25 protein-coding genes are annotated in these 24,307 nt (G+C 38.6%); 24 read left to right on the forward strand and 1 reads right to left on the reverse strand.

What is annotated here, in order from left to right:
• Nucleotides 1–119 precede the first annotated feature (119 nt).
• On the forward strand, nucleotides 120–1,820 hold the full coding sequence (locus SPICA_RS02560) for an SNF2-related protein (RefSeq protein ID WP_013967975.1): 1,701 nt from the start codon (nucleotides 120–122) through the stop codon (nucleotides 1,818–1,820).
• Here the strand turns inward: SPICA_RS02560 and SPICA_RS15180 are convergent.
• Nucleotides 1,736–2,140, reverse strand: a complete 405-nt coding sequence (locus tag SPICA_RS15180; RefSeq protein WP_013967976.1) for an MraY family glycosyltransferase — start codon at nucleotides 2,138–2,140, stop codon at nucleotides 1,736–1,738. The two genes, SPICA_RS02560 and SPICA_RS15180, sit on opposite strands and share 85 nt — an antisense overlap.
• 297 nt (nucleotides 2,141–2,437) lie before the next feature.
• Between SPICA_RS15180 and SPICA_RS15810 the strand changes: the two genes are divergently transcribed.
• From SPICA_RS15810 to SPICA_RS02670, 23 genes are all read left to right on the forward strand, one after another.
• Nucleotides 2,438–2,560, forward strand: coding sequence for a hypothetical protein (locus tag SPICA_RS15810; RefSeq protein WP_013967977.1), 123 nt, complete (start codon nucleotides 2,438–2,440; stop codon nucleotides 2,558–2,560).
• Between the two features lie 351 nt (nucleotides 2,561–2,911).
• Complete coding sequence (locus tag SPICA_RS02565; protein WP_013967978.1) at nucleotides 2,912–4,213, forward strand: AAA family ATPase; 1,302 nt, start codon at nucleotides 2,912–2,914, stop codon at nucleotides 4,211–4,213.
• A 168-nt stretch (nucleotides 4,214–4,381) separates the two neighbouring features.
• Nucleotides 4,382–4,819 (forward strand): type VII toxin-antitoxin system MntA family adenylyltransferase antitoxin, encoded by a 438-nt coding sequence (gene mntA / locus SPICA_RS14620; protein WP_013967979.1) that lies wholly within the window; start codon nucleotides 4,382–4,384, stop codon nucleotides 4,817–4,819.
• Nucleotides 4,812–5,117, forward strand: a complete 306-nt coding sequence (gene hepT, locus SPICA_RS15555) for a type VII toxin-antitoxin system HepT family RNase toxin (protein ID WP_052296320.1) — start codon at nucleotides 4,812–4,814, stop codon at nucleotides 5,115–5,117. Before mntA ends, hepT begins: the two co-directional genes overlap by 8 nt.
• A gap of 39 nt (nucleotides 5,118–5,156) precedes the next feature.
• Nucleotides 5,157–5,417 carry a hypothetical protein gene (locus SPICA_RS02580; protein WP_013967980.1) on the forward strand — a complete coding sequence of 87 codons (261 nt, stop codon included), beginning with the start codon at nucleotides 5,157–5,159 and terminating at the stop codon, nucleotides 5,415–5,417.
• Between the two features lie 166 nt (nucleotides 5,418–5,583).
• Entirely contained in the window at nucleotides 5,584–6,582 is a 999-nt protein-coding gene (locus SPICA_RS02585; RefSeq protein WP_013967981.1) for an NAD-dependent 4,6-dehydratase LegB, read from the forward strand.
• Nucleotides 6,583–6,601: 19 nt separating this feature from the next.
• Entirely contained in the window at nucleotides 6,602–7,750 is a 1,149-nt protein-coding gene (locus SPICA_RS02590; protein WP_013967982.1) for a LegC family aminotransferase, read from the forward strand.
• Nucleotides 7,747–8,319, forward strand: a complete 573-nt coding sequence (locus SPICA_RS02595) for a PglD-related sugar-binding protein (RefSeq protein WP_013967983.1) — start codon at nucleotides 7,747–7,749, stop codon at nucleotides 8,317–8,319. Before SPICA_RS02590 ends, SPICA_RS02595 begins: the two co-directional genes overlap by 4 nt.
• Nucleotides 8,316–9,320 carry an N-acetylneuraminate synthase gene (gene neuB / locus SPICA_RS02600; RefSeq protein ID WP_013967984.1) on the forward strand — a complete coding sequence of 335 codons (1,005 nt, stop codon included), beginning with the start codon at nucleotides 8,316–8,318 and terminating at the stop codon, nucleotides 9,318–9,320. Before SPICA_RS02595 ends, neuB begins: the two co-directional genes overlap by 4 nt.
• The gene (neuC, locus tag SPICA_RS02605; protein WP_013967985.1) at nucleotides 9,314–10,483 is read left to right on the forward strand and encodes a UDP-N-acetylglucosamine 2-epimerase; all 1,170 of its coding nucleotides are present in this window, start codon (nucleotides 9,314–9,316) and stop codon (nucleotides 10,481–10,483) included. Before neuB ends, neuC begins: the two co-directional genes overlap by 7 nt.
• 26 nt (nucleotides 10,484–10,509) lie before the next feature.
• Nucleotides 10,510–11,589, forward strand: coding sequence for a sugar phosphate nucleotidyltransferase (locus SPICA_RS02610; RefSeq protein ID WP_013967986.1), 1,080 nt, complete (start codon nucleotides 10,510–10,512; stop codon nucleotides 11,587–11,589).
• Between the two features lie 23 nt (nucleotides 11,590–11,612).
• A complete protein-coding gene (locus tag SPICA_RS02615; protein ID WP_041396119.1) occupies nucleotides 11,613–12,536 on the forward strand; it encodes a Gfo/Idh/MocA family protein in 924 nt (307 codons plus the stop codon).
• Nucleotides 12,526–13,230, forward strand: a complete 705-nt coding sequence (locus SPICA_RS02620) for an acylneuraminate cytidylyltransferase family protein (RefSeq protein WP_013967988.1) — start codon at nucleotides 12,526–12,528, stop codon at nucleotides 13,228–13,230. The genes SPICA_RS02615 and SPICA_RS02620 overlap by 11 nt, the downstream gene beginning before the upstream one ends.
• Nucleotides 13,231–13,233: 3 nt before the next feature.
• On the forward strand, nucleotides 13,234–14,025 hold the full coding sequence (locus SPICA_RS02625; RefSeq protein ID WP_013967989.1) for an oxidoreductase: 792 nt from the start codon (nucleotides 13,234–13,236) through the stop codon (nucleotides 14,023–14,025).
• 93 nt (nucleotides 14,026–14,118) lie between these two features.
• On the forward strand, nucleotides 14,119–15,759 hold the full coding sequence (locus SPICA_RS02630; RefSeq protein WP_013967990.1) for a hypothetical protein: 1,641 nt from the start codon (nucleotides 14,119–14,121) through the stop codon (nucleotides 15,757–15,759).
• A 13-nt stretch (nucleotides 15,760–15,772) separates the two neighbouring features.
• Nucleotides 15,773–17,017 carry an MATE family efflux transporter gene (locus SPICA_RS02635; protein WP_013967991.1) on the forward strand — a complete coding sequence of 415 codons (1,245 nt, stop codon included), beginning with the start codon at nucleotides 15,773–15,775 and terminating at the stop codon, nucleotides 17,015–17,017.
• Nucleotides 17,018–17,612: 595 nt separating this feature from the next.
• Nucleotides 17,613–18,317, forward strand: a complete 705-nt coding sequence (locus SPICA_RS14630) for a hypothetical protein (RefSeq protein ID WP_013967993.1) — start codon at nucleotides 17,613–17,615, stop codon at nucleotides 18,315–18,317.
• An 8-nt stretch (nucleotides 18,318–18,325) separates the two neighbouring features.
• Nucleotides 18,326–19,561, forward strand: a complete 1,236-nt coding sequence (locus SPICA_RS02645) for a hypothetical protein (RefSeq protein ID WP_156789612.1) — start codon at nucleotides 18,326–18,328, stop codon at nucleotides 19,559–19,561.
• Nucleotides 19,562–19,640: 79 nt separating this feature from the next.
• The gene (locus SPICA_RS02650) at nucleotides 19,641–20,780 is read left to right on the forward strand and encodes an N-acetyl sugar amidotransferase (RefSeq protein ID WP_013967995.1); all 1,140 of its coding nucleotides are present in this window, start codon (nucleotides 19,641–19,643) and stop codon (nucleotides 20,778–20,780) included.
• On the forward strand, nucleotides 20,777–21,385 hold the full coding sequence (hisH, locus tag SPICA_RS02655) for an imidazole glycerol phosphate synthase subunit HisH (protein WP_013967996.1): 609 nt from the start codon (nucleotides 20,777–20,779) through the stop codon (nucleotides 21,383–21,385). Before SPICA_RS02650 ends, hisH begins: the two co-directional genes overlap by 4 nt.
• Entirely contained in the window at nucleotides 21,386–22,150 is a 765-nt protein-coding gene (locus SPICA_RS02660; protein ID WP_013967997.1) for an AglZ/HisF2 family acetamidino modification protein, read from the forward strand.
• A gap of 17 nt (nucleotides 22,151–22,167) precedes the next feature.
• Nucleotides 22,168–23,196, forward strand: coding sequence for a polysaccharide biosynthesis protein (locus SPICA_RS02665; protein ID WP_013967998.1), 1,029 nt, complete (start codon nucleotides 22,168–22,170; stop codon nucleotides 23,194–23,196).
• Entirely contained in the window at nucleotides 23,193–24,305 is a 1,113-nt protein-coding gene (locus SPICA_RS02670) for a polysaccharide biosynthesis C-terminal domain-containing protein (RefSeq protein ID WP_013967999.1), read from the forward strand. The genes SPICA_RS02665 and SPICA_RS02670 overlap by 4 nt, the downstream gene beginning before the upstream one ends.
• Nucleotides 24,306–24,307: the final 2 nt, after the last annotated feature.

Here is a 24,307-nt window from a genome sequence, read left to right on the forward strand (position 1 = left end):
AATAGGGTGCTGGTTATAAATAGGTTCCCCAGATAATTTGTTGCATATAGGTACCTTTAGGCAGTACAATAATTATACCATGGTAAAATTAGAAGCAATTAAGCCAAATATTCAATTGAATGGGGTTACTCCCTTCACGGTCTGTTACGGTTGTACAAAGTAAGTGGTATGGATCCGATGCGATAGAGTTAACCTATAAGGATGTCGATGGCCGACTAGCCAACCAATTACTATATCGTTCAGATGAGGATCGTTTAGCAATTCTTTCTCAGGAGAAGCCCTGGAGTTTTACCGGTGATGGAAACCTATTTCGATTAGTTGCTGAGGCGCAGCGTATCAGATTAGCCCATCTGTATGATCCAGTTTTAGCGGTTCATACTTCCATGGTTAAACCACTGCCACACCAAATAACTGCTGTATATGAAAATATGTTACCAAAACAGCCATTACGATTTTTATTAGCCGATGATCCCGGTGCGGGAAAAACAATAATGGCTGGTTTATTGATAAAGGAGCTTATGGTTAGGGGCGATTTAGAGCGATGTCTTGTGGTGTGTCCGGGAAATTTAGTTGAGCAATGGCAGGATGAACTCTACCATCGTTTTAATTTGCCCTTTGAAATTATGACTCGAGAAAAAATTGAAAGTGCAAAGTCGGGCAATTGGTTTTTAGAGAATGATCTTGTCATTGCTCGTCTTGATATGCTATCCCGCAATCCAGAGCTTCAGGAAAAAATAAAGATTCCAGATTGTAGATGGGACCTGGTTGTCTGCGATGAAGCCCATAAGATGTCTGCTACATTTTATAATAGTGAAATAAGTTATACAAAACGATTTCAATTAGGGAAACTGCTTTCTACTACGACACGGCATCTGCTTTTACTGACAGCAACTCCACACAATGGAAAAGAAGCGGATTTTCAGCTTTTTTTATCATTATTGGACCAGGATCGGTTCGAAGGAAAATTTAGGGATGGGGTACACACCATAGATGTCCAGGACATAATGCGAAGAATGGTAAAGGAGCAATTGTTAACCTTTGAAGGTAAACCCCTTTTCCCAGAGCGCATAGCCACTACTGTACCATTTGAACTTTCAGAAGAAGAAGAAAATCTGTACGAAGCTGTAACAAGCTATGTACGGGATGAATTTAACCGGGCAGAAGGTTTGGGAAATGATAAATATAAACGAACTGTTGGTCTTGCTCTTACAATTTTGCAACGCAGATTAGCATCTTCTCCTGAAGCTATTTACCAATCGCTTAAACGACGCAGAGAACGCCTGCAAACAAGATTGCGGGAAATACAGGAACAACAGCGTAAAAATGCAAATTATGATTTGAACAGGTTTGAGGAAAACGAAATTTTAGATGAATTGGATGAAATAGATGATGCTCCGGATGCAGAGGTGGAACGGTTAGAAAACACTATTCTGGATCAGGCGACTGCAGCACGGACCATACATGAGCTGGAAGCAGAAATTAGAACGCTTCAGCATTTGGAACAGCTTGCGGCAATCATCCGCCGGAGTGGCAACGATACAAAGTGGAGAGAACTCGCACATTTACTCCAATATCTTTTTTCACCAATAGAACATGCTGACACGGAAAAGCTACCCGGTTTTCACCCTTCACCGCAAGAGAAGATTGTTATATTTACAGAACATCGGGATGCCCTTGAATATCTTCGTATCCGAATTGGAACTCTTTTAGGCAGAAGTGAGGCCATTGTAGTAATTCATGGCGGCATGGGGCGGGAGGAGCGATTCCGAGCGGAAAACCGGTATCCCGCCGCCACCACAAGGATGGCCGCTACAAGCTGAACCAAAGCCTTATACTGGGCCCGCAGGGGCTTAAAGTCGTCCCAGATGCCGAACACCACGATAAACACCATCGCAACCAGCACGAGCACAAAGGAACCGGTTACCTGTTCCTTCCAGATGCCCGTAAGTGTAAGTATAATGATAACAATAAGATAGGCCGGAATAAAAGCGACGCCGCCCAGCCGGGGAACCTGCCCCGTATGAACCTTTCGTTCATCAATATGATCATACCAGGAAAACCGGTGGGCCGCCTTAATGATGAACCTTACGAGGATGGCAGAAAAGAGCAGGGTTACAGCAAACAACAGCACTAAGGTCATGGTTATATTCTATCCCGTACTAAGTATTTTTTTCTAACAAAATTCACTGTATAATGAATAATTTGATAAATCAAGGGGGATTAAAAATTAAGTTCAGATAAGATGTTCAAATATTGAACAATTAAAGCATAAAGCTCTTGATATTTTTTCATTCACCGTGATAGCCTGTAATCACAAAAGGGAAGTATCCCCTGTTCGGTTAGCCTGTTTCGGCGGCAACTGAATAGTCTTCAATCCAGGTGTAAGGCGCATTCGCGGCAGGCCGCGGACCAGGCTCTTACTGCAGAGGAAGTCTCCATGAAAAAGCTTCCCATTATAAAGCTCAGCTTTGGCAGTGGTGCCTTTACTACCCCAGAGGACCTGCAGAATACTATCGAGGCCAGCCTCGATGAAATAGCAGAAAAACAGGGGAAGGGATGATCAACCAAATAAACATTGATAATTTTGGGCCGTAGATCAGCATGGATTGGAAAGTGCTAAGCACTATTAATTTGATTATTGGCGACAACGGTAGCGGCAAGACATTTCTGCTCAAAGCCATTTATAGGAAGTACTGTCACTACAGAACATCATTCTGAAATCACGAGAACAAGATAAGATGTTTGGTTTTGATGACACTTACTTTGATCTTGCTAAAGCACTACGTATTCCTATGCTGTCCGCCAGTGGTGGAAGCTTGGTGTGTGATAACCTTAAGAATGGTATGCCGGATAATCCCATCATAGCCGAGTCGATCCGCCTTTACCGACAGGAAGTGAAGTTGGCACTGCAATGAGTGAACAAAGCGTAAATATTAAGTCATTCGGTCCCATAAAGAATGTTGTTCTCCCTATTTATGATATAATTATTTTTAATGGCAGGCAAAGTAGTGGAAAAAGTACTATTGCAAAGGTTGTATACCTTTTTAAGTCATTGCCCGATATTATTTCCCAGTTGATTGTATCAGACAGAAATTTACTACAAGATTTTGATAAGAAGTTAGTGATAACAGTTCGCAATCAAATTTTGGCAATGTTTGGAACCACAAAGCATTTTAATGATTTTGAAATTATACTAACCTATGGGGAGCAAAAATTTATAAAAATAGTAAAAGATTATAACTCTGGACATGCCAGGGTGACATATTCTAAAGAGTTAAAAGATGCATTAAAAGAAGTTGCTAATTCCAGTGAAATTTTTTGGAAAAGTTCTGCGAATGAATCGATTAATAATTTTAATGCCTTTTATATTTCCAGAGCTTATTTTTTTAACGAAATACATGAAAAGATAAGCAAAATTTTTGATGAACAACGAGAAGCTCTTTATGTACCAGCCGGTAGAAGTCTCGTAAGCACCCTGTCTGGAGAGCTCAGAAATATTGATTCATATAATTTTGACTCTTTAATGAAAGATTTTGTACAAAAAATATTGCACTATAGAGACCGGTTTTCTAAAAACCTGGATGAGATCATAGAAGATAAAAAAAGGCTTACAGCAAATCCTATAGATTTTGAAAAAGTTTCCGCGGCAAAAAAGCTAATTACAGATATTATTCAAGGTGAATATCGATATGAAAATGGCGAAGAAAAGCTGATGCTTGATAAAGAAACCTATGTAAAAATAAAGTTTTCATCATCAGGACAGCAGGAAGCTCTCTGGATATTGAACTTATTGTTTTTGCAAATTCTGGATAATAAAAAATCCTTTATGGTTTTTGAAGAGCCAGAATCTCATTTGTACCCAGAAGCTCAGTATGCAATCGTGAAATTTATAGCCTTATTTTTTTCAAATACGGAGAACCAGGGAATCATAACTACCCATAGCCCGTATGTCATGGCTGCACTAAACACTCTTTTACTCGCCGGACAAGCAAAGGATAAAAATGCCGAAAAAATCAAAAGAATAATTAACAAGCAATTCTGGATAGATATTTCAAGGGTTTCGGCATATTTTGTAGAGAATGGGGAAATCAAAAGTATTCTGGATAATGAAACGAATCTTATTGATCCGTATTACATTGACTCTGCCAGTAGTGCTATTAATGAAGATTTTGATGCCCTGTTAGAGCTCGGGGGTGCTAATGTTCCCCAATAGTTGTGTAGAAAAGACGAATCAAATAAATGTAGTGCTAAAAGAAAACCAGAGAACATTTATTGCAGTAAATAACAATAGTTTATTGTTAAGAAAAATTAGGTTTGATGGTTGTGTAATTAAAATCACAGCAATAATTTAACGTAACAAGTTGATGAAATACATAGACCAATGACTACGGTTGATGTTTTAATAAACAGTCTTTGCAAAGCCATCGAGGGTTTCCCCGGATTGCGCTTTGCAGTTCTCTTTGGATCCCGCGCCCGAGGCGAGGCGCGAGATACAAGCGATGTTGATATAGGCTTGTCTTTTTTGTCGCCGCCTCCGCTTTTACAGCTTGGCGGTATGGTGAGCGCCCTTGAGGAAGCAACCGGGATACCTGTGGACATTGTCGAGCTTGATGGACTTGCCTCACGGAATCCACTCTTGGCCTACAAAATCGCAACGGAAGGCCTGCTCCTTGCGGAGCGTGAACCAGGCGCCTTTGATGCCTTCCGTGCTCTGGCATATTCGATGTACTTTGATGCGGAGCCTTTCCTGGAAGCCGTCCGCGCCACACTGTCGGAGCGCATTCGAACCGGTAATTTCGCGAGGCCAAACCATGCTTGAACGGCTGATTCAGCTCGAAGAAAACTTGAAACAAATAGTCATCGATACAGCCTGCGCTATCTGCGCACGCTATAACCTGGGCACGCCGCGCAGTTACGGAGATTGCCTGCGCCTCATGGGTGATGCGGGGTATGTTCCTAAAGATCTCGCACGTATCCTGGTCAGTGTCGTAGGATTGAGGAACCTCCTTATCCATGAGTATGTCAGTGTGGATGAGGAGCGTATCATGAGCTTTCTTAATGAGCTCGATGTGTTCCGCCGCTACGCCACTGTGGTGCGACAGTACTTGGAGACATAAGGAACCCTTCTCTGTCACCTGAGGCAGAACGAATAAAAGGTGCTGGTAAACGCAGTACACAAGATACACCCGGATGCGAAAATATGGCTCTTTGGTTCCTGTGTAGACGAAAGCAAACACGGTGGAGTTATCGATATAGCAGTGCTTTCTGCTTTTATTGGCCTTGAGGAACGGAGTGCAATACGTCAGACAATAGAAGATGCACTCGGCGAACAGCATATCGATATTGTTGTTTCTGCTGATGGAAACGCATCCTGCTTTAAGCTAGCAACAGAAAAGGAAATGCGGATTGATGAGTGACACTGCGCTTCTCGTTCTGGAACAGAATCTGGCAAGCCTCATGTTGAGTCTTGAGGTAGCTTAAGCGTTCATACGGGCGATGTACAGCCATAGGTGTACGAGATGTTTATACCGACGAAATTTTTAAGGAAACTAGTTACCAAACTAAAATAAGGGAACCATTTATATGACATTAACAGGAAAAAGCGTTTTAGTTACCGGTGCCGACGGGTTTATTGGCAGTCATCTTGTAGAGGGTCTTATTGCAGAAGGTGCAAAGGTAAGAGCTTTTGTTTTTTATAACAGTTTTAATTCCTGGGGCTGGCTTGATACCTTTCCAAAAGAAATTTTACAACAGATTGATATTTTTGCCGGCGATATTCGTGATCCTAACGGTGTTAGGAAGGCAATGGAGGGAATCGATATTGTTTTTCATCTTGCAGCGCTCATTGCAATACCATTTAGTTATCATTCACCGGATAGCTATGTTGATACAAACATAAAGGGAACGCTTAATGTTTTACAGGCTGCCCGTGATAGCCACGTACAAAAAGTACTCGTAACTTCAACATCAGAAGTTTATGGAACCGCTCAGTACGTTCCTATTGATGAAAAGCATCCTTTTCAGGGGCAATCGCCGTATTCAGCAACTAAAATTGGTGCAGACAGACTTGCAGAAAGTTTTTATCGCAGTTTTAGTTTACCTGTTACAATTGTTAGGCCATTTAATACCTATGGTCCACGACAATCAGCCCGTGCGATAATACCAACAATTATTACTCAGCTATTAACAGGGGAAACAGAAGTTAAGTTAGGAGCTCTTACACCAACGAGAGATTTTAATTATGTTAAAGATACGGTAGCTGGCTTTATTGCTATCGCTAAATCTGACAAGACTGTTGGAGAAGAAATAAATATTGCATCACAGCAGGAGATATCAATTGAAAAGCTTGCCGCTGAACTAATAGCACAAATAAATCCTAATGCACAAATTAAAACCGATGCAGTACGCTTAAGGCCTGAAAAAAGTGAAGTAGAGCGTTTGCTCGGTTCTTGTCAGAAAATAAAAGAGCTTACTGATTGGAATCCCAAATACGATCTGTCAAAAGGGCTTGCTGAGACGATTGAATGGTTTCGGGTGCCTCAAAATTTACAAAAGTATAAAACAGAAATTTATAATCTCTGATTGATACAAGGAGTTTGCAATGGAAAAATTTAAAACAATCATAGACTTTATAAAAACACTGTATCCGAACGAAAATCCTGTTCCATTGCATGCGCCGCGTTTTTTGGGCAATGAAAAAAAATATCTTGCAGAATGTGTGGATACAACATTTGTTTCTTATGTTGGGAAGTTTGTAACAGATTTTGAAGATCATATTAAACGCATAACAGGTAGTCCGTATGCTGCGGCTTTTGTTAATGGCACAGCAGCATTGCAAATAGCGCTTATTGCCTCAGGTGTACAGCCTGATGATGAAGTTATAACTCAAGCTTTGACCTTTGCAGCTACTTCTGCTGCAATTTGTCATGCAGGGGCTAATCCTGTTTTTATTGATGTAGAACCGGATACCCTTGGAATGAGTCCTGATGCGCTTTCGAAGTTTTTATCAAATCATGCAGAAACAAAAAATGGTTTCGTAGTTAATAAGAAAACCGGGAAAAGAATTGCCGCAGTTGTTCCAATGCATACTTTTGGACATCCTGTAAGAATCGACGAAATTTCTGAAATATGTAAATCATATGGTATTCTGCTTATAGAAGATGCAGCAGAATCATTAGGTTCATATTACAAGGGTAAACATACAGGAACGTATGGTTCTGCAGCAATTCTTTCATTTAATGGAAATAAGCCTGTAACAACAGGCGGCGGGGGTATGATTATTTCCAATGATGAAGCGCTCATAGAAAAAGCAAGGCATTTAAGTACAACCGCAAAGAGAAAGCATCCCTGGGAATTTTTTCATGATGAAATTGGTTTTAACCTCCGTTTGCCTAATGTGAATGCAGCTTTGGGTTGTGCTCAAATGGAATATTTTGATACAATCATTGCAAACAAGCGTGAAACTGCCTTAAAGTATAAAGAGTTTTTTACTAATAATGGTATTCAATTTTTCACCGAGCCGCACAATTCTGTGTCAAATTATTGGCTCAATGTGATAATGCTTAACGACAGGGCAGAGCGAGATAGTTTCCTTGAATACAGCAACAGCCAGGGCATTCAAACTCGTCCAGTATGGAAGCTTATACCAACCTTGCCACCTTATCAAAAGTATCAGTGTATGGAAATACCTGTTGCAAAAATGCTTGAAGATAAAATTGTGAATATACCTAGTAGTGTGAGAGCAGAATGAAAAAAATAATATTGATTGGTGGAGGAGGACATTGTAAATCGGTTATTGATGTAATAGAAAGAACAAAGAGATTTAAAATTGTTGGAATAATTGATAAGCCTGAACGCATTGGAGAATATGTTCTTGGTTATAAAATTATAGGCTGTGATAACGATTTAGAAATAATTAGAAAATATATACAATATGCTTTTATTACAGTAGGACAGATTGGATCAGGTGAGATTAGAGCAGGTTTATATAATAAGCTCTGCTCTCTTGGGTATACATTACCTGTAGTAATATCACCCTTAGCATATGTGTCTAAACATGCAAAAATAGAAAGCGGTACTATTATAATGCATCATGCATTAGTCAATGCTAATGCAAAGATAGGTTTTAATTGCATTATTAATAGTAAAGCACTTATTGAACATGATGCTGTTATAGGAAATCATTGCCATGTTGCGACGGCAGCTGTTGTAAATGGTGGTGTAGTTATTCGAGATCATACATTTTTTGGCAGTAATGCTACTTCAAAACAAATGTGTATAATTGAAGGTTTTATTAAAGCAGGAAGTATTGCAAAATGAAAAAGGTGTTTATTATAGCTGAAGCTGGTGTAAATCATAATGGCAGTTTTGAGTTGGCAAAAAAACTTGTTGACGCAGCTAAAGATGCAGGGGCAGATGCAGTCAAGTTCCAAACATTTAAATCTGAAAATTTGGTGAGCCGGAAAGCAGAAAAAGCGGATTATCAAAAGAAAAATACAGGAAGTAATGAATCACAATTAGAAATGCTTAAAAAATTAGAGCTAGATTATGATAGTTTTTTAAAACTGGCCGATTACTGCAAATTTAAAGGTATAGCATTTATGTCTACGGTATTTGATAATGAAAGCATTCAGTTCTTAAGTAACATTGAAATGCCGTATTGGAAAATACCCTCTGGTGAAATAACCAACCTTCCTTACTTAAAAAAGATAGGTGCTTTTAATAAACCAGTTTTATTATCTACAGGAATGGCTGATTTAGGAGAAGTTGAAGACGCAATACAGGTGCTCACTAATTCAGGCTTGGATTATAATAAAATAACGGTATTGCATTGTACTACGGAATATCCTGCGCCTATTGAGGAAGTAAACTTGTTAGCAATGAAAAGTATGGGAAGAGCTTTTAATTTGCGATATGGGTATTCTGATCATACAGAAGGTATTGCAATACCAATTGCCGCAGCAGCTTTGGGAGCGGAGGTTATAGAAAAGCATTTTACGCTTGATAAAGGCATGGAAGGACCAGATCATAAAGCAAGTTTGGAGCCTGTTGAATTAGCGGAAATGGTAAATAGTATACGCATAATAGAAAAAGCGATGGGTGATGGTGTAAAACGCGTGACAAAAACAGAGTTAAAAAACAGGAGTGCAGCAAGAAAAAGCATAGTAGCAGCACGTCCTATAAAAAAAGGTGCAGTAATCACAGAAGATGACATCACGATAAAAAGGCCTGGTGATGGTATTAGTCCTATGTGTTGGGAATTGGTCATTAACAGTATAGCTGCTCATGATTTCGAAGAGGATGAGGTTTTTAGATGGTAAAAAAGAAGTTAGCATTTTTTACTGGTACCAGAGCTGAGTATGGTTTGCTGAGACCTTTAATGGATTTAGCATTAAAGGATTCAGATTTACAATTTGAGCTTTATGTAACAGGGATGCATTTATCTCTGGAATTTGGCCATACTGTTGATCAAATAAAACAAGACAGGATCCCAATAACAGAAGAAATTGAAATACTGCTTAGTGGTGATACACCTACTGCAATAACTAAATCTATGGGGCTTGCTTTAATTGGCTTTGGCGATATTCTAAAAAAAAGAAAACCAGACATGCTGGTAATTTTAGGTGATAGATTCGAAGCTTTTTGCGTTGCAGCAGCTGCTACTGTAGCACATATTCCTATAGCGCATTTGCATGGTGGTGAACTTACATTAGGAGCAATTGATGATACTTTTAGGCATTCAATAACTAAAATGAGCTATTTACATTTTGTTGCAACTGAACAGTATAAACAAAGAGTAATTCAATTGGGAGAGTTCCCGGATAGAGTATTCAATGTTGGAGCAATTGGTATAGATAATATATTAAAACTTAAGCTATTAGATAAAAATGAAATACAAAATGTAATAAGCGATAAGATTAAATATCCTTATGTTGTAATAACATTTCATCCAGAAACAATAGATTGCCAAAGTGCTGAAGATCAAATCAAAGAAATATTAAAAGCTTTAGATAAATTCAACGATATGTTTTTAATTTTTACAAAGGCAAACTCGGATGCTGGGGGGAGGATAATTAATACATTAATAGAAGAATTTGTAAGTAGAAACCCAGATAGATCTATACTTTTTTCTAGTTTAGGGCAGTTAAAATATCTTTCTTTAATTAAGCATTCTTTGATGGTTATAGGAAATTCTTCTAGTGGAATAATTGAAGCACCTAGTCTTAACGTTCCTACGGTTAATATTGGGAAAAGACAGGATGGTCGTATAAAAGCAAAAAGTGTTTATGATTGTGGATTGTTTGCTAATGATATATATAAAACAATAAATAATGTAAAAGAAGATATAAAAAATAATAGAATAAACTATGAAAACCCATATTATAAAAAGGATACTACCATTACTATTTACGATACAATTAAAAAATATTTAAATTATAATAAGTTTATTAAAAATTTCTTTGATTTAACTTTAAAATACTAGTATTTTATGTCATTTTGAGGTTGTTTATGCATAGTTTAAATGAGAAAGTTATTATAATTAAAGAAAGCGCAAGAATTAAAGATGCACTTAAACTAATAGATTCCAATAGTGAAGGGCTCTTATTTGTAGTTGATAATAAAAACAAGTTAATTGGTGCATTGTCTGATGGAGATATTAGGAGAGCTTTGATTTCCGGAAAAAGTTTGGTTGATACAATTGATGATATTTATAACAAAAATCCATTTTACATATTTAATGACGAATATAATGAAGAATATGTAAAAGAAGTGATGGTTAAAAATAGGTATGAAGTAGTTCCAATTATTAATTCATCATTTTTTATTGAGGCCTATGTTACCTGGGATGATTTACTTTCCACAGATGAATACAAAAAACAGTGGAAAAAGCTCAATATTCCAGTTGTTATTATGGCCGGTGGTAAGGGAACAAGAATGGCACCCTTTACTAATGTGCTTCCTAAGCCGTTAATTCCAATTGGTAATAAAACTATACTTGAATTAATAATACAAGAATTCCTAAAACATAACATTTTATTGTATTATTTTACCATTAACTATAAAGGTGAAATGATTCGCGCATATTTTGAAGGTATAGAAAAAAATTATGAAATAAAATATCTTAAAGAGGATGATTTCTATGGAACTGCAGGTAGTTTAAAGTTGCTGCCGTCAGAATTAAAAGGGCCTATAATTGTTTCTAATTGTGATATAATGGTAAAAGCAGATTATGCGGATGTTATAAAATTTCATACTGAAACAAATGCTTCATTAACCATATTATCTTCAATACAACATCATACAATACCTTATGGTGTAATAAAATATAAAGAGGGCGGGATTGTAACTGAGATTGAAGAAAAGCCAGAATATTCAATGTGTGTTAACACGGGTGTTTATGTTGTAAATGCTGAATGTCTTAGTTTAATACCTGATAAAAAAGTTTTTCATATGACAGATTTAATAGAAGTATTGATGAAAAATGGTAAAAAAGTAGTCGCATACCCAATAAATGAAAATGAGTTTATTGATATTGGGCAATGGGATGAATATAGAAAGGTTGTACAGAAGATTTCCGTCGATTTTTAGCCAAGATTGTTGTGGTAAACAAAATGAGAATTTTGATTGTTGGATTTGGCTCCATAGGGACGAGGCATTTTGATGTGTTGTCAGGATTATATCCCGACTCGGAAATAGCGATTGTTAGCAGGCATTCGTCACACAAGAACGTGAAATACAAAACGATTGACGAAGTTGAAGACCTAAGGAAGTATGACTATTACGTAATCGCGTCTGAAACTTCACTGCATGAAGAGCAGCTCAGGAAAATCGATGAAGTCGCACGCGGCAAGAAAATTTTGGTTGAAAAGCCCTTGTTTGCTCGGCCGGGCAAGTTCAGACCGGTGAACAATGTGGTTTTTGTCGGGTATAATCTACGGTATCATCCGCTTGTGGAATATGTTAGGAATATTTCGTCAAAGGTCATTTCAGTTTCCGTGTTTACCGGACAGTATCTTCCAAACTGGCGCCCAGGATCCGACTATTCCAAATCCTACAGTGCCTCGATTGAGCAAGGCGGTGGCGTGTTGCTTGACCTTAGTCATGAAATCGACTATATCCAGAATCTATTCGGAAACCTATTGGTTACAGGTGCGGTTGGCGGCAAGATATCCGATTTACGAATAGTCACCGAAGACTATGCTTCCTTTGTGGGAGTGGTAGGGGGACGGACCAAAATCAGTATAACCGTCGAATATTTGTCAAGGATTCCCATTCGGGCAATGCATGTAAACACGGTAGATGGTACGTATATCGCGGATTTTATCCAGGGCACAATGAAAATTAAAACGGAAGGAATGCAAGAAATGGAAGAACTGCAGATGGGGTGCAAAAGAAACTATACATACTCCAGAATGCATCGTGACATTATCGAGGGCGAAGGATCTGTTGCCTGTAGTTACGAACAAGGTTGTTCGGTCCTTGAGGTTGTTTCTAGGATAAAAAACTTGATGGGATGGTCAGAACATGGGAAGTGAAATATTATGCACAATCTGCGCTCGTGGTGGATCGCAGGGGGTAAAGAACAAGAATATCAGGGAGTTAGCTGGGAAGCCCCTTATAGCTTACACAATAGAAACCGCCAAGGCTGCGGGAATCTTTGAACACATAGTTATCAGTACCGACTCGGACGCCATCGCTGAAGCCGCAGAAACCTGCGGAGCAGAAGTATTTTTCAGGAGGCCTGACGAACTGGCAACCTCGACAGCCGCCAAGATCCCCGTAATACGGCATGCCTTGCTCGAATCGGAAAAATATTATGGTAGGAAGTTCACTTCGCTGATGGATCTTGACGCGACATCCCCGCTCCGTAGTGTTGATGATATAATGGGAGCTTGGAATTTGTTTATTCAAGGAGGATACGACAACGTGATCACAGCCATGCCTTCTAGAAAGTCGCCGTATTTCAATATTGTGGAAGTTGATGAAAATGGCAATGTGCATCTTTCAAAAACGCTGGAAAAACCGATAGTCCGAAGGCAAGACGCGCCCAAATGCTTTGACATGAATGCCTCAATTTATATCTGGAAGCGTGAAACATTGCTTGGTTGCGATAGTGTCATTACTGAAAACACGGGACTATACATCATGCCTGAGGAACGTTCCATAGATATCGACACAGAATTGGATTTTGCTTTCGTAGAATTCTTGTTTTCCAAAAGGTTGGTTTGATATATGAGCGGTATTAGCGCTTTGCTCGAATTGGATGGAAAGCGTATTGTTGTTGTCGGCGGAGCGGGATTGCTAGGTTCGAAGATATGCGAAGCAATCTCCCGTGCTGGTGCAAGGTGCGTTATCGCGGATATAAACGTCGCTCGCGCAGAGGAAATCGCAGAAAAAATAGGGTCAGACACCGGGGCTAGACCCGAAGTAACTACCGTTTCGATTGTCGACCCATCTTCCGTCGATGAAATGATTAATTCGGTTGCTCGTAAAATTGGTGGCATAGATGTGCTGATTAACTCTTCCTATCCGAGAAATTCCAATTATGGTAGAAAATTCGAAAATGTTGAGTTCAAGGATTTTTGTGAGAACGTGAATCTGCATCTGGGGGGCTATTTCCTTGTTTCGCAGAAAGTGCTGGAGTATTTTAAGGCCAATGGCGGGGGTGTCTTGCTCAATATGTCTTCCGTTTATGGCATGATCGCGCCACGATTCAGAATCTACGATGGCACAGCCATGACCATGCCAGTGGAATACGCAGCAATCAAGTCCGCTATCATACACCTAACCAAGTACATGGCGGCATATTACGCCGGCAACAATATCCGGGTAAATTGCATCAGTCTTGGCGGTTTGTGGGACCATCAACCCGAATCGTTCCTCAGTGAATACAGGAAACACTGCATCGACAAAGGAATGCTAGACGCAGCCGATGTAGTTGGCACCGTTCTGTTTCTTGCTTCTGATATGTCACGTTACGTAAACGGGCAGAATGTCTGTGTAGATGATGGGTTCACTCTATAGTTTTGATTACCACGAGATGCCCGTACAAACAGTATATGCTTCGTTGAATCTGTTTAGATTGATCGGTTTAATGTTTTTAATCTGGAGATTTAGATGAAAATTGGCATACAGGAAAACGTATCTATCGTTCCAGGCAAGGTGCTTTCATTGCGAGATCCTTATTTGATTTCTTTGATTATTCTTTATTCAATTGCTTTCTTCCCCATGCTTTTTTGCAACGGGATATATTGGGATGATTGGGTATGGACAGGGCTGGGGTTAAATGATTATTTTATCATTTCGCAAAAACTATATGCGATGTTCTTCCCTGGTTTTGTATTCATGCTGTTTAATGGTATTAGCCCATTATTCGGCCATTGGGTTGCATTTGTTTGTTATCTTATTCCGGGATTGTTACTTTATAAGTATTTGAACGAAATTAATTATAAACCCAACTTCAGTCTCATGCTCTCGGTTTTATTCTTACTCGTTCCGGTAAATGGCTCGAAGTATACACTTGCGACAGGCCCCTATGCCTTTTATTTCGCTTTGTTCGCTCTCGCTTCTTATATTTTCATCGGTAGTGATAACAAGTATGCCAGAATGGTGTCCTTGGTTCTTTTTTTCTTGTCATTCAATCTGAATTCTTTACTGCCGTTTTTTGCGGTGCCATATTTTTATTCGCTTATTGTATACCTAGGGAGGACATCTGATAAAAAGGTAAATTTGTCAAAAAGCATATTACTCCATACAAAAGGGAATTGGTATTATGCGGTTTTACCATTTACCTTTTTTGGCGTCAAATCGTTATTGATGTCCCTCAATACGGTTTATAAATCGGGTATATACGCAAAGATCGGATACAACAAAATAGTTCCCGAGTTTGCTCTCAAGTCTCCACTGCTTGCCGTCGACTGGCTTCTGCGAGCGTGTTCGAATATCGGGGCGAAAATCTCATCGATATTGGGACGCAGTTCGCATTTCGCGCTATTGGTGTTAATCGTCGTTGTTTTTCTTGCTTTTGTCAAAAAGAACCAAAGGTGGTCCGAGGAGTCTGCACTGGGGATCCGGCATATGTTATTCGGTCTTTTTTCGTTCTTTTTTGGCGTTTTCGCATATATCGCTGTCGGTATCGGATTCTACGATGATCCGCTTAACAGCAGAAACAATATGCTTATTCCTCTAGGATTAACATTTTTGTTGTTTGGGCTGCTTGAATTTTTTTCGGATAAGTTCGAGTTGAGATCGTTAACAGTTTGGACAGTTATGGTTGTTATAATTTTCTCGTTCATTATGGTTAATCTCGATAATGGCCGGGACTTTTATTTCGACAATATAAAGCAGCAATCGCTGATAATCAACTACAGGAATAATGAACTTATAAAGAAGGGAAAAGCCTTCGTAGTAGAGGACAATACTATATATTTGAATGCAGGCAGGACATATAACAGTTATGATTTTGCCGGATTGTTCTATGCGGCGTTTGGTGATGAAACCAGGATTGCCGCATATACCGGCGAGAACTCTAAAAAAGAGCTTGAAATGGCATTTAGTTCGAGGATGGCGTTACCCTATAAAATGATGAACGCCACGACCTATTCACCGGATGTCGTGATACGAATCGATTCCGGTTCAGGCAAGACAGGTTTTTCGAATATGCTTAGATTGCTTATTTTGTCTATCGTAAAACCTCGGCAGTATCAAAATGAGGTTGCGAATTTTGTTAATATAAAAGCTTTTCTGTACACAGAGTAAAAGTCGTTCCAATATGAAAATCTTTAAGACCGCTTTTGCAAATCTCTTGTTGAGGGGGGCTTCGTTAGGCTCTAGGTTTGTGCTGCTTTTTGTGCTCGGAAAATTCCTTGATGCTGAAGCGGTGGGGATGTACGGATTAATTCTCGCATATATAACGTATGCGATCTATGCCCTCGGGTTTGAGTACTATAATTACTCGACACGCGAGTTGATAATACAAAATCCCGAAAACAGATTTTCACTTCTCATGTCGCAGATGGTATTTTTTGGTGTTGTCTATGCCGTAGTTTTGCCTTTGCTGTCTTTTATTTTTGTGGGTAACCTATTACCGTGGAAGTATGCCTTGTGGTTTTATGGCATTCTAATATTCGAGCATCTTTCGCACGAAGTGAATAGAGCCCTTATCGCCATCTCTGAGCCCTTCATGGCTACGCTTATACTTTTTATTAAGACCGGAGCGTGGGCTATAATTCTCTCGGTTCTATTGATATTGTTTCCGGCATTCAGAACATTAGAAATACTTTTGCTCTTTTGGCTTTCGGGCGTTGCTTTGGCCACAGCATGGGGAGCTTTTGTAATAGTCTCAAAGTGCCATCCCACGGGAATGTCTCGGGTCTCATGGGCTTGGATAATAAAAGGTATAAAGGTAGCTTTTCCTTTGTTGATCGCAAGCCTTTCACTCCGCGGAATGTATTCGCTGGATAAAATATTCATGGAGAAAGTAGCGGGGCTTGCGGTTTTAGGCGCATATACACTGTTCTCCAGTGTTTCCAATGCCGTCATCGCATTTATCGACGCCGGGCTCATAGTTTTCTATTATCCAAAAATAATCCTGGCTGCAACAAAGAACAACAACATTTCGGGTACTGTAAACGACTTATTTATGAGAGTTTTGCTTTTTTCCATTTTTCTCGTCGCGGGAGGAATGGTGGTTACTTTTATCGCCTTGCCGTATCTCGGCAAGGCAGTTTATATAGATTATTTCTATATGCTTGTATGGCAAATGGGATCCGCCTTTCTATATTGTTTAGGCGTTGTCCCACAGTTAGGTTTGTATGGCATGGGAAAGGATATGGACATTCTTCTTTCTCATCTGCTTTCATTGGTGGTATTCATAATTGCTTTCCTAATTTTAAAACCTTACGTAGGAGTTTATTCAGTCTTACTTTCACAGTGTATGGGGTTTGCTGTAATGGTCATCCTAAAATGTGCTTTCAATCTTAAAGCAAAATCTTCCTTGGTGATGTCTGAACTATGAAGAGACTAAACAGTAATGACTCGTTGATTTTGCTTTTTGCTGTTTCTCTATTTGGAATCATACTCTTATGGGGGATGATGCTGTTCGGCAAGAGCCCTTATTGGGCTTTTGTGTCACTTTTTTTCATTGTCGTGCTTATCAATCCTCCAAGGCGCGCTGTTTCGTTATTGACGGTTTACTACGCCTATTACGGTATATGGTTCGTTTTTGCTTCAATGTGCGGGAATCGCCTTGTGCAGGCTTTGACGAACCCCTTATATTTCGTATCCATTCTGTATGTGTTCATCACCTTTTGTACTGGAATGCTCGCAATTACCCTTGCGGACTCGATTAGCAGTACCAGAACCAAGTCCAAACTTGTTAGGCCTTCCTATTCGCTTAAAAAACAAACAATAGTCCTTTTGTATATTCTTTCAACCTGCTCTATCATTGCCATAGTTTTAGCATCAGGTGGCTTTTCGCGCTGGGTCGCCAACCCGGGAGATGCTTTCCTGAACCGGGCTGGATCCGGCTTATACGTAATACTAAGCCACTTTTTTACCATGCTATTAGCTGGCGGGAGAGCGGTTACCGCTCCTGGAAGACGGGGAAAAACATGCCGGTGATCCTGTTCCTTGGATGGCTGATTGTTATCAGTCCTGTGCACGGAAGCAAACTACAGATAGCGATGTTCCTGGTAATAGCATTCTTACCCTGGCTTAGGAACCTGAAAATTCTAGATAAAAGGATCATATTACTTACAGTCGCATTGACGGCTATTTTTATTGCAGGACTACTTTTCCGCGGTTTTGATTTGAGAAAACCGCAACAGCTAGTTTCGGGAATCTTTTATTATTTCAACACGCTAGATCTTCTTGTAGTAGCGGTGAGGGACTTTAGGCCTTCCTTCTTAACGACGTTTTTCCTCCCGTTCAACAAATTCTTAACGCCGTTTGGACTATCAAATCCCAATCTCTATTACGATATGAACCATTTTCTTACTGCTATGTACTTTCCGGAAGCTTGGCAGATTAGGGCAACCCAGCAATGGCCGGTCGAAACAGATCTTTACCTTAACTTTTACTTTTTTGGTGGATTGTGGATTTTCTTTTTATATATGTATTGGCTGAACAAGCTATGCAGATATCTGGAATCGAGGAATGACCTGGGTGGTTGGCTCGCAAGCTTTTGGCTTACTATGATACTGATATCGCATCTCAGGGGAAGCCTGTACAATCATACCGATTTCTATGTTTTTCCAATGATTTTAATGGTGTATTTACTTTTGAAGCGATATAAATTTGACCCAGCCCAATTATGAGAACTGATGTGAATTATCATAGAATTTTGCATGAATATTTACTTGCTACCGAGAATGAAATAAGCATAGATTCCGCCCAGTACAAACGTATAAATATCTATAGCCATAGTATGGGCTGTCTTCCGAGGCCATCTCGTTGGAGCAGTCTGCTTAAAAAGTATGGATTGCTGCTTGTTTTTTTTGCTCATGTTTTACGCGTTTTCTGGGTCGCATTTATCGGGTGTATCTACGCACTGTACGAGGCTCTCGTCTTTGCTAAACAATGGAAGCAATTGCATTGCGATCAATGGCCAAGCGTTTCCGATTACATTCTTAGCTTTTCATACCGAGCCTCCAAAATCGTTCCACAATTCATTGTCGAGGACTATGCAGTTATAACAATGCCCTGGGAGCCGGCGGTGACCACGGCAAAGAACGTGAGTCTCTGCGTGCTTCTCGATCCGTATGACATTGTACGCTCCTATGTTTTATCTATTGCATCCATTTTATATATGAGTATACACGGCCGTTTACCTTGGATTCTTCAGACCTTTACTGCTTTCAGGTGGTTTGTTGCATATTTGGGTATTTCAAAACTGGAGGGCCATTTGTATATCGCCGAGCATTATGACCGATGGGCTGTATTGGCTGATGTTGTAGCCGGACAGAAAAACGGTCGTTCCGGTGGTGGTTCGAATAAACTATCGCTAATCCAACATGGATCGCTTAAGAATCTGGCAATGGATGAGAGTTTTGTCTTCGATATTTCGCTTGAGTATAGGATGAATAACGTTCAGGAACTTTTCGTGTATGACGAGTATTCAAAAAATATATTTCTAACATATATAATTGGAAAGGAATGCACTCCTAAAATCCAATATTTCAAGCCGGTAATCTCCACGGTGCCTATGGGACGGCGGGATTCCAGGAAGATTCTTTTTGTAGGGCATCCCTCATCGGAATTACTACAATGCGCAATGGAGGAGTATTTAAGGAGTTTTGAGAATATCGAGCTGTATTACAAACCGCATCCAAAGAATCCTGCCACATCGATGGTTACCAACAGAACATGGGAAATAATTGAGTCGGTTGATGTTTTCCCGACAGTGGATTATATTGTTTCTTATCCGTCGACATTGATCAATGAATACGAAAATATCGGTATATCAGCGTTTTTGCATCCTGTGCATGTTGCCAGCGCGGATTTGGATGATCAGATAGATCGTTTCAAAAAATGGTTCGATGATAATATTCGCCATTCTTAGCAATATACTTGGCTGTAACGCGCCATGATAAAATATACGCTTAGGACTAGAATTTGTACAGGGAAACAGGAGTATCTACATGGAAAAGAGAGCATATCAAATCTGCACCAACTGCATTATGGACACATCCGATTCAGGAATTGTTTTTGATGAAAACGGTCATTGTGATTATTGTAACAATTTTTACAATAACATTCTACCACATTGGCATCCCGATGAAGTAAGTTATACAGAATTAATGCGCATAGCAGATAAAATACGAAAAGAAGGTCAAAATAAACAGTATGATTGTCTTATAGGCTTAAGCGGTGGTGTTGACAGCTCATATGTTGCCTATCTTGCAAAAGAAAAAATGGGCCTTAGACCATTATTATTCCATGTAGATGCGGGTTGGAATACTCAAGAAGCTGTAAACAATATCGAGAAGCTCTGTGATGCTTTACAGCTCGATTTACACACAGAGGTAGTAAATTGGCTTGAGATGCGGGATTTGCAACTGGCTTTTTTCAAAGCCCAAGTTCCTCATCTCGACACTCCTCAGGATCACGCATTTTTCGCAGCACTCTATAATTTTGCTGCAAAAAATAAATTTAAATATATTTTAACAGGCGCAAATTATTCTACTGAATGTGTGCGAGAACCGCTCGAGTGGCATTATCATGCTTCAGATTTAACACAGCTAAAGGATATTCATAAAAAATTTGGGCAGAGAAAACTGAAAACATTTCCATTATGTGATATTTTAACTTATAAAGTATTTTATAGATATTTTAAGGGAATTACTGTTGTAAAACCTTTAAACTATGTTCCTTACTATAAAGAGCAGGCAATGAATGAATTATCAGAAAAATTCGGATGGCAAAAATATGCACACAAACATTATGAATCAAGATTTACCAGGTTCTATGAAGGGTATTGGCTTAAAGAAAAATTTGGCTATGATAAAAGAAGAGCTCACTTTTCAAGTCTCATATTAACTGGACAGATGACAAGAGATGAAGCCTTAAAGAAAATTAATGAACATCCATATAGTCCGGAAATGGCAGAACAAGATATGGAATTCATCGCTAATAAACTTGATATTTCAATCGATGAACTTAAAAGCATAATGAAAGGGCCGAATAAATCATACAAAGATTATAAGAATAAAATGTGGATTTTTAATATCGGCACAAAAATATTAAGAATGTTTGGAATTCAGAGAGCAATAATACGATGATTGGAATTATAGATTATGGCCTTGGAAATATAGCGGCTTTAGCAACAGTATATAAACGACTCAATATAGAATGCATTGTTATTGCGAAAGGCATTCAATGTAAGGAAGCTGATAAGCTTATTCTTCCTGGAGTCGGTTCATTTGATTATGCAATGAAAAAATTTCGTAGTTCGGAAGTTTATACAGCTGTGGAAGATGCAGTACTTTCATTAAAAAAGCCTGTGTTGGGTATTTGTGTTGGAATGCAAATGCTTGCTGACTCAAGTGAAGAAGGCATAGAGAAAGGGTTAGGATGGATACCTGGAAAAGTTTTAAAATTGGTGTCACATGATCCAATAAAGGTAAAACTTCCTCATATGGGTTGGAATACTGTAACTCCAATTTCGGATCATTCTCTTTTTAAGAGTCTAAAAAATAGTTTATTTTATTTTGTACATTCATACTATTTTGAACCACAAAATAAACAAGATTCAATTGCAATCACTCATTATACAAAAGAGTTTACATGTGCTGTAAATTTCCAAAATTTCTATGGTGTCCAGTTTCATCCTGAAAAAAGCCATGAGTTTGGTATGACATTGCTAAAAAATTATGCGGAGATATAAATGTTGCTTCCAAGAGTTATTCCCTGCCTGCTTGTCCATGAAAAGGGGTTAGTAAAATCTGTTAGATTTAAAGACTATAAATATGTCGGCGATCCAATAAATGCAGTAAAAATATTCAATGAAAAAAAAGTTGATGAACTTATGGTTATTGATATTGATGCGACGGTTGAAAATTATGTCCCGGATATGCGGATGATAAAAAATTTGGCAAATGAGTGCCGTATGCCACTTTGTTATGGGGGTGGCATAAAAACTGTAGAGCAGGCAGGATCTATTATTAATTTAGGTGTAGAAAAGGTAGCTATAAGTTCAGCAGCAATAGAAAATCCCGATTTAATCATGCAAATATCTAGAGAACTTGGATCTCAAAGTGTTGTTGTTGTGCTTGATGTTAAAAAAAAATTATATGGTAAATATGAAATATATATACATAATGGTAAAAAAGCCACAGGTTTAGAATTGTTCGATTATCTTAAAGTAATAATAGAAAAAGGTGCTGGAGAGATTGTTATCAATTCAATTGATAATGATGGAATGATGAAAGGCTACGACTTAAAACTGGCGCAGGCAGTTTATAATGCTGTATCAATTCCTTTAATTATACTTGGTGGATGTGGTTCGCTAGAAGATATAAAAAAACTCTTTAATGTAACAGGAACAATAGGTGCAGCAGCTGGAAGTCTTTTTGTTTTTAAAGGACCTCATAAAGCTGTTTTAATAAATTATCCAAATAGGCAGGAAAAGGAATCTCTTTTTTTAAGTTGATTTAAAGGTGGTATAATATGTTCACAAACAAAACCCTACTCATCACCGGTGGTACTGGATCATTTGGAAATGCTGTATTAGACAGGTTTTTAAATACCGATATTGGTGAAATAAGAATATTCAGCCGCGATGAAAAGAAGCAGGATGATATGCGGCACAAATATAAGAACGATAAAATAAAATTTTATATTGGCGATGTCCGCGATTATGATTCAATACATGCTGCCATGAGAGGTGTTGATTATGTGTTCTCTGCTGCAGCACTTAAACAGGTTCCCTCTTGTGAGTTTTATCCTTTAGAGGCGGTGAGAACAAACGTATTGGGAACAGCAAACACTATAGAAGCCGCGATTGCCTGTAATGTACAGCGGCTTATCGTTCTTTCTACCGATAAAGCTGTGTACCCAATCAATGCCATGGGAATGTCAAAAGCCCTCATGGAAAAGGTGATGATCGCAAAATCTAGAAATCTTACAAAAAAACAAACACTGCTTGCAGGAACCCGTTATGGCAATGTCATGGCATCCCGTGGTTCCGTTATTCCACTTTTTATTAAGCAAATGAAAGCAGGAAAACCTATAACCATTACAAATCCCAATATGACACGGTTTATGATGTCATTACCTCAGGCTGTTGAGCTTGTGTTATTTGCATTTAACAATGCGGAGCAGGGAGATATATTTGTGCAAAAAGCTCCTGCAGCAACTATCGCAGATCTTGCTGCTGTACTTAAAGAAATATTTAGCAGTAATAGTGAAATAAATATAATAGGTACGAGGCATGGCGAAAAATTATATGAAACGCTCCTTGCAAAAGAGGAAGCTGTAAAAGCTATAGATATGGGCAACTACTACAGGGTTCCCGCTGATACACGTGACTTGAATTATCACTTATATTTTGACAAGGGGGACAAAAAAGCAGAAGAAGTAGAAGAATATAACTCACATAATACTTATAGGCTTAATCGTGGCGAATTAAAACAGATGCTCTTAGATCTTGATTATGTAAAGAAAGCACTTAACAATGAAGAGGATGAGGGAGTATGACCCATATACTCGTAACCGGTGCTCAAGGGTTTATTGGGAAAAACCTTATAGTAGCATTGGGCAGAAATAAAGAACTGTGCATACACCAGTTTGATAAAGATAATACTGATGCAGAACTAGCGGATGGTATAGCAAAAGCAGATTGTGTATACCATTTGGCAGGGATAAACCGTCCAGAAACCCCGGAAGAATTTAAAACCGGCAATGTTGATTTAACAGAAAAAATACTATCATTGCTAAAATTACGCCATGATGCCCCTCCAATAATCATGACATCATCGATACAGGCAGAGCTTGATAACCCGTATGGCATTTCTAAACGAAAGGCTGAAGAGGCACTTCAAAAATACCATAAAGAAACCGGCAATAAAATCTGTATTTATAGGCTCCCCAATGTATTTGGGAAATGGTGCAGGCCAAATTACAACTCAGTTGTTGCTACATTTTGTTACAATGTTACGCATAATGAACCGTTAACAATTAATGATCCTGCAAAAGCAATAAATTTTATCTATATTGATGATGTTGTATATGAGTTGCAAAAACATATATCAGAAAATTTTGAATACAAAATTGAAACAATTATACCGGGACCAACCTATACAATAACGTTAGGTGCACTTGCTGAACTGCTTTATCAATTTAGAGATATTCGTACAGGCGGGTTATTGCCAGATTTTGCTAACAAATTAGAAAAATATTTATACAGCACCTTTTTATCATACTATGAAAAGCAAGATATACAATATTTATCTGATAAAAAAGTTGATAACCGGGGCTATCTTTTTGAACTTATCAAGACAAAAAATTCTGGACAAATATTTGTATCACGGACATTGCCGGGAATCACTCGCGGTAATCACTATCACGATACAAAAGTAGAAAAATTTTGTGTGCTTGATGGAAAAGCAAGCATTAAATTGCGTCATATAATAACAAACGAATTGCATGAAATTATTGTAGACGGGCATGAATGTAAAATCATCGATATTCCCCCAGGCTGGACACATAGTATTACCAATATTGGTACTACCGATTTACTAACATTATTTTGGGCAAATGAGATTTTTGATCAAAATAATCCTGATACATATTTTTGTGAGGTATAACA

Origin of the sequence: Gracilinema caldarium DSM 7334 (assembly GCF_000219725.1) — a bacterium.
Taxonomy (GTDB): Bacteria; Spirochaetota; Spirochaetia; order Treponematales; family Breznakiellaceae; genus Gracilinema; species Gracilinema caldarium.